This is a genomic window from Citrobacter werkmanii (genome assembly GCF_008693645.1).
Lineage (GTDB): Bacteria > Pseudomonadota > Gammaproteobacteria > Enterobacterales > Enterobacteriaceae > Citrobacter > Citrobacter werkmanii.
Map to the genome: position 1 here is coordinate 3,483,138 of NZ_CP044101.1, position 12,391 is coordinate 3,495,528.

Sequence of the window (12,391 nt, forward strand, 5' to 3'; positions counted from 1 at the left end):
TGTGTCCCTTATTGCGCCTGCCACAGAATGACAGCCGCCGTTACCAACAAGTTGACGAGCGTCAGCGGCAGACAGACTTTCCAGCCGAAGGACATTACCTGGTCATAACGAGGACGCGGTAACGACGCACGAATCAAAATGAACATCATCATGAAGAACGCGGTTTTCAGCGCGAACCAGACGAATGGCGGTAAGAACGGGCCATGCCAGCCACCGAAGAACAGGGTAACCATCAGTGCAGAAATGGTGACGATACCGATGTACTCGCCCACGAAGAACAGACCGAATTTCATACCGGAATATTCAATGTGGTAACCGTCGGCCAGTTCCTGTTCGGCTTCTGGCTGGTCAAACGGGTGACGGTGACATACCGCCACGCCCGCGATGGCAAAGGTGACAAAACCAAAGAACTGCGGAATAACGTTCCAGATATCAGCCTGGTTATTGACGATGTCGGTCATGTTGAATGAACCGGCTTGCGCCACCACGCCCATCAGGGACAGTCCGAGGAACACTTCGTAGCTCAGCGTCTGCGCAGAAGCACGCATCGCCCCCAGCAGCGAGTATTTGTTGTTGCTCGACCAACCAGCGAACAGTACCGCGTATACCGCGAGACCTGCCATCATCAGGAAGAACAGGATGCCGATGTTCAGGTCAGCAACGACCCAGTTTGGGCTCACCGGCACGATGGCGAAAGCCAGCAGCAGCGAGGTAAAGGCGATCATCGGCGCCAGGGTAAAGATGACGCGATCCGAAAATTTCGGGATCCAGTCTTCTTTAAAGAACATCTTGATCATGTCCGCAACCAGCTGGAGCGAACCGCCCCAGCCAACACGGTTCGGCCCGTAACGGTTCTGGAACAGACCCAGCAGACGACGTTCGCCAAAGCTCATGAATGCCCCGCAGGTGACCACCACCAGCAGAATCACCACCGCTTTGAGAATGCTCAGCAGGATCTCAATCAGATCGGGTGTAATCCAACTCATTGCTGTGCCTCCTGCAGATCCTCAAGACGCGCGCCTGCCAGAACCGGCGCGATGCCAGGCATACCCATCGGTAAACCAACCTGCCCTGCCGTTAATCCTTCAGCGATTTCAACCGGCAGCGTGACCGTATTGCCATCGTAGCTGAAAGAAACACGGGTACCAGCATTAACACCCAACTTCGCGGCGTCTGCCGGGTTAAGTTTGATGTACGGCTGCGGCATACGGGTCTGGAAGACCGGCGCACGCTGGGACAATTCGTCGCTACCAAACAGATGGTAGTACGGCGCGATACGCCACTGACCATCCTGAGCTTCGAAGCTCGCCGGAACGGTAGTGAAGTAATCCATACCGCCCGCAGAGGCTTCAATCAGACGCACGCCCGGATCGCCATGACGCAGTTTACCGCCCACTTCATCCTGGAACTTGTTCCACGCCTGTGGGGAGTTCCAGCCCGGAGCCCAGGCAAACGGAATTTGTGAACGCGGCGCAGACGGCTGGTTGTTCCCTTCCATCGAGAAGGCGAACATGGTGTCTTTATCCTGCGGCTGACGAGGTTCATGGACGCTGATGTTAGCCCGCATCGCGGTACGACCGCTGTAGCGGTGCGGCTCACGCGCCAGTTTCTGTCCACGGATACGGAAGCTTGCATCCGGCGCGGCATCTTTGATCCCAGCCAATTGCGGCAGCTTCTCAACAACCGCGTCGATAACATGGTCGAGCTGCGTCCAGTCCACTTCACGGCTCTGCACGGTGCTGTGCAGCGAGTGCAGCCAGCGCCAGCTTTCCAGCATCACGGTGTTGCTGTCGTAGTAGGAAGGATCATAGACCTGGAAGAAGCGCTGCGCGCGGCCTTCGTTGTTAATCACCGTCCCATCGCTTTCGGCAAAGCTCGCGGCGGAAAGCACCAGATGGGCGTTTTCCATAATTGCTGTACGCTGATGGTCAACAACCAGTACCAGCGGCGCTTTCGCCAGCGCGGCATTAACACGCGTTGCTGAAGCATGGCGATGCAGGTCATTTTCCAGCACCACAACGGCGTCAGCACGACCTGTTTCCAGCTCGGTCAGCGCATCGTCAAGAGAACCACCGCCAATCATACCCAGGCCCATGCTGTTAACAGAGCGCGCAATCATGGTAATGCCGACGTCAGCGCCACGACCTTTCAGCGCCTTCGCCACGTTGGCAGCAGCCTGAATTACTTCGGCGCTACCGGCGTTGGTGCCGGAAATAATCAGTGGTTTCTTCGCTCCGGCTAATGCCTGAACGATCACGTCAATTTTGTTCTGCAGGTCACGATCGATACCGTCAACCGCCGGGGCGTTGTTATCCAGCGCGTGGGCGATAGCGAAACCTAAACGCGCCTGATCTTCAACCGGCGCACGGTAGGTCCATGCAGCGATATCATCCAGACGAGTATTATCGACGTTAGTCACAAACAGCGGGTGCTTAGCGCGCTGTCCGATGTTAAGGATTGCCGCAATCTGCCAGTCGGCCACTTTCTGCGCCGCCGCCATTTCGCGTGCTTTACCTTTCACCGCCTGACGCACCGCCAGCGCAACGCGCGCGCCGGTCTGGGTGACGTCTTCGCCCAGCACCAGAACCGCATCGTAAGACTCGATTTCACGCAGCGCCGGAGTGTGAATACCGCCGTCACGCAGCACGCTCAGCGCCAGCTGCAGACGTTCCTGCTCACCCTGGGCGATACCGGTATAGAAGTTATCCGCGCCGACCAGTTCACGCAGCGCGAAGTTGCTTTCAACGCTGGCACGCGGGGAGCCGATACCAATCACTTTCTTCGACTGGCGCAGAATATCTGCCGCGCCCTGCATCGCCTGTTCGGCGTTGAGCGTGATCAGATCATCGCCACGACGCTGTACCGGCTGACGCGGACGGTCTTTCAGGTTCACGTAACCATAGCCAAAACGACCACGGTCGCAGAGGAAGTAGTGGTTAACGGTACCGTTGTAGCGGTTTTCGATACGACGCAATTCACCGTAGCGCTCGCCCGGGCTGGTGTTACAGCCAATGGAACACTGCTGGCAGATGCTCGGCGCAAACTGCATGTCCCACTTACGGTTGTAGCGCTCGGAGTGCGTTTTATCGGTGAATACGCCGGTCGGGCAAATCTCGACCAGGTTACCGGAGAATTCGCTTTCCAGCGTACCGTCTTCCGGGCGACCGAAGTAGACGTTGTCATGCGCGCCATACACGCCCAGATCCGCGCCATCGGCGTAATCTTTGTAGTAACGTACGCAGCGATAGCAGGCGATACAACGGTTCATTTCGTGAGAGATGAACGGCCCCAGATCCTGGTTGCGGTGCGTACGCTTCGTGAAGCGATAGCGACGGAAGCTATGACCAGTCATGACGGTCATATCCTGCAGGTGGCAGTTACCGCCCTCTTCGCAGACCGGACAGTCGTGCGGGTGGTTGGTCATCAACCACTCAACAACGCTTTCGCGGAACTGTTTCGCTTCTTCGTCATCAATAGAAATAAAGGTGCCTTCGGTGGCCGGTGTCATACAAGACATCACCAGGCGACCACGCGTATCTTCCGCGTTTTGATATTGCTTCACCGCACACTGGCGGCAAGCACCGACGCTGCCCAGCGCCGGGTGCCAGCAAAAGTACGGAATATCAAGGCCGAGAGACAGACAAGCTTCCAGCAGGTTGTCCGCTCCGTTGACCTCATATTCTTTGCCGTCTACATGAATCGTAGCCATAGTCAGCATGCTTCCAGTTGGCTTAGTCAGGGACTAAGCGTTAATCGAATTACTTATCGCGATGCAGGGGGTAACCTGCAATTACCAGCGCTCTTTCAGCAGGTTCGGCTGAATACCACCAATAGCGTGGGTATTGCTGAAGGTCTGCTTGATGCCAGCTTCGAATTCTTCGCGGAAATATTTAATGGCGCTCTGCAGCGGCTCCACCGCGCCCGGTGCGTGTGCACAGAAGGTTTTACCCGGGCCGAGGAAACGACACAGTTGCTCAAGTGTCTCGATATCCCCAGGCTGGCCTTCGCCACGCTCCAGCGCACGCAGAATTTTTACGCTCCACGGCAGACCGTCACGGCACGGCGTACACCAGCCGCAGGACTCGCGGGCGAAGAACTCTTCGAGGTTACGCACCAGCGGTACCATGCCAATCTCGTGGTCAACGGCCATTGCCAGCGCAGTACCCAGACGGCTGCCTGCTTTACCGATGCTTTCGAACTCCATCGGCAGGTCAAGATGCGCCTCGGTCAGGAAGTCGGTTCCCGCGCCGCCCGGCTGCCAGGCCTTGAATTTCAGGCCATCACGCATACCGCCCGCGTAGTCTTCGAGGATCTCACGCGCGGTGGTGCCAAACGGCAGTTCCCACAGGCCAGGGTTCTTCACACGACCGGAGAAGCCCATCAGCTTGGTGCCCGCATCTTTGCTCTTCGAGATGTTCTGATACCACTCCACGCCATTGGCGAGGATGGCCGGTACGTTACACAGGGTTTCGACGTTGTTAACGCAGGTCGGCTTACCCCATGCGCCAGAGCTTGCCGGGAACGGCGGCTTGGAACGCGGGTTAGCGCGACGACCTTCGAGGGAGTTGATCAGCGCGGTTTCTTCACCGCAGATGTAACGCCCTGCCCCGGTATGGACAAACAGTTCGAAGTCGAAACCGGTGCCCATGATGTTTTTGCCAAGCAGACCGGCTTCGGTTGCTTCGGCAATCGCGCGGCGCAGATGCACAGCCGCCTCGATATATTCACCGCGCAGGAAGATGTAACCACGGTACGCTTTCAGCGCAAACGCGGAAATCAGCATGCCTTCCACCAGCAGGTGCGGCAGTTGTTCCATCAGCAGGCGGTCTTTATAGGTGCCCGGTTCCATTTCATCGGCGTTACACAGCAGGTAACGGATATTCATGGATTCGTCTTTCGGCATCAGGCTCCACTTCAGACCGGTGGAAAAGCCCGCGCCGCCGCGCCCTTTCAGGCCAGCGTCTTTTACCTGATTGACGATTTCGTCCGGTGACAGGCCGGTCAGGGCCTTACGCGCACCTTCGTAACCGTTTTTGCTACGGTATTCGTCCAGCCAGACTGGTTGTTTGTCATCACGCAGACGCCAGGTCAGCGGATGTGTTTCGGGAGTACGGATAATATCTTTCATTTATACCGCTCCAGCAGTTCAGGAATGCCTTCCGGGGTCAGGTGAGCATGAGTGTCGTCATCGATCATCATGTTCGGCCCTTTATCACAGTTCCCCAGGCAGCAGGTCGGCAGCAGCGTAAAGCGACCATCAAAGGTCGTCTGCCCCGGCTTGATGTTGAGTTTTTTCTCAAGCGCAGCCTGGATCCCCTGATAACCATTGATATGGCACACCACGCTATCGCAATAGCGGATCACGTGGCGACCTACCGGCTGGCGAAAGATCTGGCTATAGAACGTGGCAACACCTTCTACGTCGCTTGCCGGGATACCCAGCACATCCGCGATCGCATAGATCGCCCCGTCCGGCACCCAGCCACGCTGCTTCTGAACGATTTTCAGCGCTTCAATGGACGCCGCACGCGGGTCTTCGTAGTGGTGCTTCTCGTGCTCAATCGCTTCACGCTCAGCCGCACTCAGCTCAAAAGCCTCGGTTTGTGGTTGTTGATTCTCGTGCATAATTAGCGGTCCACATCTGACATAACAAAATCAATACTACCCAGATGGACGATAAGGTCAGACACCAGGCTGCCGCGTACCGCTACCGGGATCTGCTGCAGGTGCGCATAGCTCGGGGTACGGATACGAGTACGGTAACTCATGGTGCTGCCATCGCTGGTCAGGTAGTAACTGTTGATACCCTTGGTCGCTTCCACCATCTGGAAGGACTCGTTTGCCGGCATAACCGGTCCCCACGAAACCTGCAGGAAGTGGGTGATCAGGGTTTCGATATGTTGCAGCGTGCGCTCTTTCGGCGGCGGCGTAGTCAGCGGGTGATCCGCTTTGAACGGGCCTTCCGGCATGTTGTTGAGGCACTGCTCAAGGATGCGCAGACTCTGGCGCAGCTCTTCAACTTTCAGCATTACGCGGGTATAGCAGTCAGACACGCCGCCGCCAACCGGAACTTCAAAGTCAAAGTTTTCGTAGCCAGAGTATGGACGGGCTTTACGCACGTCGAAATCAATACCGGTCGCACGCAGCGCAGCACCGGTACAACCCCAGTCCAGCGCTTCTTTCTTGCCATAGGCGGCAACGCCCTGGGAACGACCTTTCAGGATGGTGTTACGTAGTGCAGCTTTCTCGTAGGAATCCAGACGTTTTGGCATCCAGTCGAGGAAGTCACGCAGCAGCTTGTCCCAACCGCGCGGCAGATCGTGTGCGACACCGCCGATACGGAACCAGGCCGGGTGCATACGGTAACCGGTGATCGCTTCCACCACGTCATAAATTTTCTGACGATCGGTAAAGGCGAAGAAAACCGGCGTCATCGCGCCGACGTCCTGAATGAACGTGGAGATGTACAGCAGGTGGCTGTTGATACGGAACAGTTCAGACAACATAACGCGAATCACGTTGACGCGATCCGGCGTGGTGATGCCCGCCAGTTTCTCAACCGCCAGTACGTAAGGCATTTCGTTGACGCAGCCGCCGAGGTATTCGATACGGTCGGTGTACGGAATGTAGCTGTGCCAGGACTGACGTTCACCCATCTTTTCAGCGCCACGGTGGTGGTAGCCGATGTCAGGCACGCAGTCGACGATTTCTTCGCCATCAAGCTGCAGCACAATACGGAACGCGCCGTGAGAAGACGGGTGGTTAGGGCCGAGGTTGAGGAACATGAAGTCCTCGTTTTCGGTACCACGCTTCATGCCCCAGTCTTCGGGTTTGAAGGTTAGCGCTTCCATTTCCAGATCCTGTTTGGCTTTGGTCAGCTCAAACGGATCGAATTCGGTCGCACGCGCCGGGTAATCTTTACGCAGCGGGTGGCCTTGCCAGGTATGCGGCATCAGCAGACGCGTCAGATGCGGGTGGCCTTCGATATCGATACCAAACATTTCCCAGGTTTCACGCTCATACCAGTTGGCGTTGGGGAACAGTTTGGTAAAAGTCGGTACACGCAGATCGTTTTCAGACAACGCCACCTTGAGCATGATATCGCGATTGCGTTCAATAGAAATCAGGTGATAGAAAACGGAAAAATCCGCGGCAGGTAACCCTTCGCGGTGCGTACGCAGACGTTCGTCCATGCCATGTAAGTCAAACAGCATGACGTAAGGTTTCGGCAGTCTCTTTAAGAAATCGCCAACTTCCAGTAATTGTTCACGCTTGACCCAAACAACGGGTACCCCGGTGCGAGTCGCCTGAACGGTAAAGGCATCCGGCCCAAAACGGTTGCGCAGTTCGCCAATGACCGGGTCATCAAGGTGATCCCGTGTTTGCCATACAGCATCTTGCGCGGTTAAGTCGGTCATATTGTTCACCATTGTAAATGGTCCGTGGTAGTCGGCAGTGCTTCGCGCTATTTATGTAGTGATAAGCGAAGGAAGTGCGGCTGCCGACAGGCGCAAATTAAATCTCGTCTGGTGTACGAAGATTCGTTACAGCAATACGTTCACCGCGTTTACGCTCGCGTTCTGACTGCATATTGGCGCGATAAACGCCCTGATCGCCAACCACCCAGGAGAGCGGACGGCGTTCTTTGCCAATGGAATCCTGCAGCAGCATCAGAGCCTGCATATACGCTTCTGGACGCGGCGGGCATCCCGGGATGTACACATCGACCGGAATAAATTTATCAACGCCCTGCACCACAGAATAGATGTCGTACATACCGCCGGAGTTGGCGCATGCGCCCATGGAAATAACCCATTTTGGTTCCAGCATCTGATCGTAGAGGCGCTGAATAACCGGTGCCATTTTGGTAAAGCAGGTTCCAGCCACGACCATCAGGTCAGCCTGACGCGGCGATGCACGCAGTACTTCCGCACCAAAACGGGCCACATCATGCACAGCGGTAAACGAGGTCACCATCTCAACGTAGCAGCAGGAAAGGCCAAAGTTATATGGCCAAATTGAGTTTTTACGGCCCCAGTTAACCATGTCATGGAGCTTGCCCATGAACACGTTTTTATTAACTTCTTGCTCCAGGGGGTCGGTTACGATCTCCTGTTTTTGCAGGGGGTAACGGTCGTTCTCACCGTTAGGATCTATGCGGGTGAGCGTATAATCCATCTTAATGCCTCGCGGTTAGCGTTGACGATTAGCGATACTGTTCGTTTCCGGGTTCATACGCTCGCGGCGTGAACGCGCGGGCGTCCAGTCCAGCGCGCCAATACGCACCAGATAAACCAGACCAGCCAGTAACACAAAAATAAAAATTGCAGCTTCCACAAAGCCAATCCAACCGCTTTCACGGATAGATGTTGACCATGCGAACAGATACAGCGCTTCAACGTCGAAGATAACGAAGAACATGGCTACCAGATAAAACTTGGCAGACAGGCGCAAGCGGGCGGTGCCGACCGAGTCGATACCTGATTCAAACGGCACGTTTTTAGATCTCGCGCGCGCGCGACCACCTAAAAACCAGCCGCCGACGAGCATCAGGCAGCACAGGCCAATGGCGACAATAAGAAAGATAGCGAATGCCCAGTGATGAGCGATGATTTCAGTGGATGTTGACATACTCATTGCTTACTCATCAAAAGTAGCGCCAAATTCTCTGCTCTTTTCGGCAGATGAACGCCACATCGATTCATGGGGAGGAATAAAAAAAACCTTACAATCACTGTAGAAAACCATTTTATACAGCCAATTGATGGGGTTTTTTACTCCTTTCTATAACCTTTTGTCAACTTTAACAAAAGTTTCCTCACATTATTTTACACTACTCCAACCTCATTAACATAAAGTGCTGTTTACACCCATTTCGGTTGCATCATCGGTCTTTTTTAATGTTGTTGAATCGTGTCCGTAGTGAAGTAAAAAAGATAATACTCGTCTATTTTGACAGGAATTCACACTAATGCCTCCCCCTAAATGGGAGTATTTTCTTGATCTGTGACACGCTTTTGTTAATTCACCATAAAAAACAGCAACAATTTCTCTAGTTTTTTAACATGGAAACAATTAACACTTCTGCTGATTATTTTTCACCCTATTTGCTGGCTGTTTTTTTACCCGCTGATTTTGTTAAGTTTTAGTATAGCAAATGACATAAACCAATGTTGTTTGCATAAAAAAAGAGCCGCTGGATGTTTTTTCATCATTAGCGGCTCTTTTTTTACACTTACATTTTAAAACGTTTTTTGTGACGCGTTACTCGAAGTCGCCTTCAATAAGGAGCGAATCATCTCCCCCTTCGGGGGTAAACTGATTGTATTGCCAAGGGTTTTGATATGTCTGCATCGAGTTAAAGATCACCTGAGCTAAATCATTTTGCGTAGCCGGATCGCAGCACAACAGATACTCGGTATCAGGCAATGGCGGTAATCCGTCCGCCGCGCCCAGTACGCGTAAATCAGGGCTCATCATTTCAACGGGACGCGCAGTAACGCCCAGACCGGCTTTGACCGCAGCACGAACCGCAGGCAATGTTGAAGCAACATACGCTAAGCGCCACGGGATCTGCGCAGCATTCAGCGTTGCCAACACCATATCGCGGAACGGGCTCGGATCGTCCAACAGCACCAACGGGACCGGCTCACCTTTTTGCAGGATATATTCGGCCGCACAATACCAGTGCGTCGGCGAAGTGCGCAGATTCAGGCATTCAAAATCGCCCGGACGGTTAGTCGTTACCACCAAATCCACTTCTTGCGACTTCAGCATATCCACCATATAGGCGTTGCGCTTGACCCTTACATCCAATGCAAGCTTCGGATAAACCGAGCTTATACGGTTGAGCAGGAAAGGCAGTATCGTATCGGCGGATTCATCAGAAGCGCCAATAGTTAACACTCCCTGAAGATTGTTAAACATTAATGATGAGCATGCCTCATCATTAAAACGCAATATTTTTCTGGCGTAACCCAACAGCTGTATACCATGTTCGGTCAGCAGTTTGTTGCGTCCATGACGCGCGAACAACTCTTTCCCCACGAGTTGCTCAAGACGCTGCATTTGCTGACTCACCGCAGACTGAGTGCGACATACCGCAGCTGCCGCAGCCGCGAAGGTATTCAGGTCGGCAACAGCAACGAAGGTTCTCAGCAGATCGAGGTCGAGGTTAATTATCGGACGATTTGCATTTATCATAGTTTTTCACTTACTCGCGGGTCATACCGGGTTAATGCTGTGCATTCAGAATCAAACCACTCCATTTGTTATCTGCCTTCCTTGCAGTTTCGCTTAGTGTAACCAAGTGAAAATAAGGATGTATTTGGTTTAACAAACGAAACAATTCTCTTTCTACGCTATATAATAACCGTGACACTCATCGGAATATAGCAACGAGAAAGGGCCATATTTTTAGCTGCTGGATGATTCTGACTAATGGAAAACATGTAAATTTTGTAAATTTAAAAAAAACTTAACGAACAATAATTTACACATTAAAAACTAACTTTTCAGTACGTTAGGAACAACCAACAAACATTTGAATTATCGTAAAATTCGTACTACGCACCATTTCATGAGACTTATCTTAACCTAAAACCACTATATTTATAAGTGTTATCGCGAATAATTCGAGTCTACCTGAGGTTATGTCTGACCTGCGGTTTTCGTATTATTAGGCCATTCAATTTAATGCGATTTAAATATTAAATAATAATTAATTAAGAATCCTTCAATTCATTAATTATACTTAACAATGAATTCACACCGTACCACGCACGGATCAGGCCGATAACAGCCCTCGCAGATAAAACCTCAGTATTTTCGAATGACGTCATACCGCTTATGTGTCGGCGATCTTTTGCTTTACAGAGTTAAGTTTTTTTGACCAGACAAACCACCACACCCAAACCAACACTACAAAATATATCACCAATATAATACAATCCACCGGATTATTATTCCATGATAATTGCGTTATTTAGTTATTAACAGTTAATTATAACTTCATGGATTTTCAAAATCTTCTACTAAAGACCCTTCAAAACTTACCGTCGTGGGAGTACATTGTGCTGGGCTGACTTCCACGGCAGGGAGTGGCATTCACAGCTAAAAAGGTCAACGTTCATGTCCCCCATTGAAAAATCCAGCAAATTAGAAAACGTCTGTTATGACATTCGCGGCCCGGTTCTGAAGGAAGCAAAGCGCCTGGAAGAAGAAGGCAATAAAGTTCTGAAACTTAACATCGGCAACCCGGCACCATTCGGGTTTGAAGCGCCAGACGAAATTCTGGTTGATGTGATCCGCAATTTGCCAACAGCGCAAGGATATTGCGACTCCAAAGGTCTTTATTCAGCCCGTAAAGCGATCATGCAGCATTACCAGGCCCGCGGGATGCGCGATGTGACCGTGGAAGATATCTATATCGGTAACGGCGTTTCCGAATTGATTGTGCAGGCCATGCAGGCATTGCTGAACAGTGGGGACGAAATGCTCGTTCCGGCACCTGATTATCCACTGTGGACGGCAGCGGTATCGCTCTCCGGCGGTAACGCCGTGCATTACCTGTGTGACGAATCATCTGACTGGTTCCCGGACCTTGACGACATTCGCGCCAAAATTACCCCGCGTACGCGTGGGATCGTCATCATTAACCCCAACAACCCAACCGGCGCTGTGTATTCCAAAGAGCTGCTAATGGAGATTGTTGAAATTGCTCGCCAGAACAACCTCATCATTTTTGCGGATGAGATTTACGACAAAATTCTCTACGATGATGCTGAACACCACTCGATCGCCGCGATGGCGCCGGACCTGCTGACTATTACCTTCAACGGCCTGTCAAAAACCTATCGCGTTGCCGGTTTCCGTCAGGGCTGGATGGTGCTGAACGGGCCGAAGAAACATGCCAAGGGGTACATCGAAGGTCTTGAGATGCTGGCCTCTATGCGCTTATGTGCTAACGTTCCGGCGCAACATGCGATTCAGACCGCGCTGGGCGGATACCAGAGCATCAGTGAATTTATCATGCCTGGCGGGCGCCTGTATGAACAACGCAACCGCGCCTGGGAGTTACTCAATGATATTCCCGGCGTCTCCTGCGTGAAACCGCGCGGCGCGCTGTATATGTTCCCGAAAATCGACGCTAAACGCTTCAACATTCATGACGACCAGAAAATGGTGCTCGACTTCCTGTTGCAGGAAAAAGTGCTGCTGGTTCAGGGAACGGCGTTCAACTGGCCGTGGCCGGATCATTTCCGCATCGTCACGCTCCCGCGCATTGACGATATCGAAATGTCGCTGAGTAAATTTGAGCGCTTCCTGTCAGGGTATCACCAGTTGTAATAAAACACGGGCTGTTGGATCAGTATGACGAGTATTTGCATCT

The 12,391-nt window shown here is 52.6% G+C and carries 9 protein-coding genes; 1 reads left to right on the plus strand and 8 read right to left on the minus strand.

Annotated features, from left to right (window positions below):
- Window positions 1-8 precede the first annotated feature (8 nt).
- The 8 genes from nuoH to lrhA form a co-directional block, all read right to left on the minus strand.
- The gene (nuoH, locus tag FOB24_RS17510; protein WP_003028063.1) at window positions 9-986 is read right to left on the minus strand and encodes an NADH-quinone oxidoreductase subunit NuoH; all 978 of its coding nucleotides are present in this window, start codon (window positions 984-986) and stop codon (window positions 9-11) included.
- Window positions 983-3,709 (minus strand): NADH-quinone oxidoreductase subunit NuoG, encoded by a 2,727-nt coding sequence (gene nuoG / locus FOB24_RS17515; RefSeq protein WP_110498804.1) that lies wholly within the window; start codon window positions 3,707-3,709, stop codon window positions 983-985. The genes nuoH and nuoG overlap by 4 nt, the downstream gene beginning before the upstream one ends.
- An 81-nt stretch (window positions 3,710-3,790) precedes the next feature.
- Window positions 3,791-5,128, minus strand: a complete 1,338-nt coding sequence (gene nuoF, locus FOB24_RS17520; RefSeq protein WP_003839356.1) for an NADH-quinone oxidoreductase subunit NuoF — start codon at window positions 5,126-5,128, stop codon at window positions 3,791-3,793.
- Window positions 5,125-5,625 (minus strand): NADH-quinone oxidoreductase subunit NuoE, encoded by a 501-nt coding sequence (nuoE, locus tag FOB24_RS17525; protein WP_006683660.1) that lies wholly within the window; start codon window positions 5,623-5,625, stop codon window positions 5,125-5,127. The genes nuoF and nuoE overlap by 4 nt, the downstream gene beginning before the upstream one ends.
- A gap of 2 nt (window positions 5,626-5,627) precedes the next feature.
- Window positions 5,628-7,430, minus strand: a complete 1,803-nt coding sequence (nuoC, locus tag FOB24_RS17530) for an NADH-quinone oxidoreductase subunit C/D (protein ID WP_006683659.1) — start codon at window positions 7,428-7,430, stop codon at window positions 5,628-5,630.
- A gap of 85 nt (window positions 7,431-7,515) precedes the next feature.
- On the minus strand, window positions 7,516-8,178 hold the full coding sequence (gene nuoB / locus FOB24_RS17535) for an NADH-quinone oxidoreductase subunit NuoB (protein WP_003028075.1): 663 nt from the start codon (window positions 8,176-8,178) through the stop codon (window positions 7,516-7,518).
- A 15-nt stretch (window positions 8,179-8,193) separates the two neighbouring features.
- The gene (gene nuoA / locus FOB24_RS17540; protein ID WP_003028077.1) at window positions 8,194-8,637 is read right to left on the minus strand and encodes an NADH-quinone oxidoreductase subunit NuoA; all 444 of its coding nucleotides are present in this window, start codon (window positions 8,635-8,637) and stop codon (window positions 8,194-8,196) included.
- A 627-nt stretch (window positions 8,638-9,264) separates the two neighbouring features.
- Window positions 9,265-10,203 carry a transcriptional regulator LrhA gene (gene lrhA, locus FOB24_RS17545; protein WP_038642304.1) on the minus strand — a complete coding sequence of 313 codons (939 nt, stop codon included), beginning with the start codon at window positions 10,201-10,203 and terminating at the stop codon, window positions 9,265-9,267.
- Between the two features lie 927 nt (window positions 10,204-11,130).
- On the opposite strand from lrhA, the gene alaA reads away from it, so the two are divergent.
- On the plus strand, window positions 11,131-12,348 hold the full coding sequence (gene alaA, locus FOB24_RS17550; RefSeq protein WP_005129483.1) for an alanine transaminase AlaA: 1,218 nt from the start codon (window positions 11,131-11,133) through the stop codon (window positions 12,346-12,348).
- The last annotated feature ends 43 nt before the right edge of the window (window positions 12,349-12,391 follow it).

What these genes read in the sequence shown, in the direction of transcription:
- nuoH (WP_003028063.1), bottom strand. Translation starts at nt 986, where the DNA reads ATGAGTTGGATTACACCCGATCTGATTGAGATCCTGCTGAGCATTCTC.
- nuoG (WP_110498804.1), bottom strand. Translation starts at nt 3,709, where the DNA reads ATGGCTACGATTCATGTAGACGGCAAAGAATATGAGGTCAACGGAGCG.
- nuoF (WP_003839356.1), bottom strand. Translation starts at nt 5,128, where the DNA reads ATGAAAGATATTATCCGTACTCCCGAAACACATCCGCTGACCTGGCGT.
- nuoE (WP_006683660.1), bottom strand. Translation starts at nt 5,625, where the DNA reads ATGCACGAGAATCAACAACCACAAACCGAGGCTTTTGAGCTGAGTGCG.
- nuoC (WP_006683659.1), bottom strand. Translation starts at nt 7,430, where the DNA reads ATGGTGAACAATATGACCGACTTAACCGCGCAAGATGCTGTATGGCAA.
- nuoB (WP_003028075.1), bottom strand. Translation starts at nt 8,178, where the DNA reads ATGGATTATACGCTCACCCGCATAGATCCTAACGGTGAGAACGACCGT.
- nuoA (WP_003028077.1), bottom strand. Translation starts at nt 8,637, where the DNA reads ATGAGTATGTCAACATCCACTGAAATCATCGCTCATCACTGGGCATTC.
- lrhA (WP_038642304.1), bottom strand. Translation starts at nt 10,203, where the DNA reads ATGATAAATGCAAATCGTCCGATAATTAACCTCGACCTCGATCTGCTG.
- alaA (WP_005129483.1), top strand. Translation starts at nt 11,131, where the DNA reads ATGTCCCCCATTGAAAAATCCAGCAAATTAGAAAACGTCTGTTATGAC.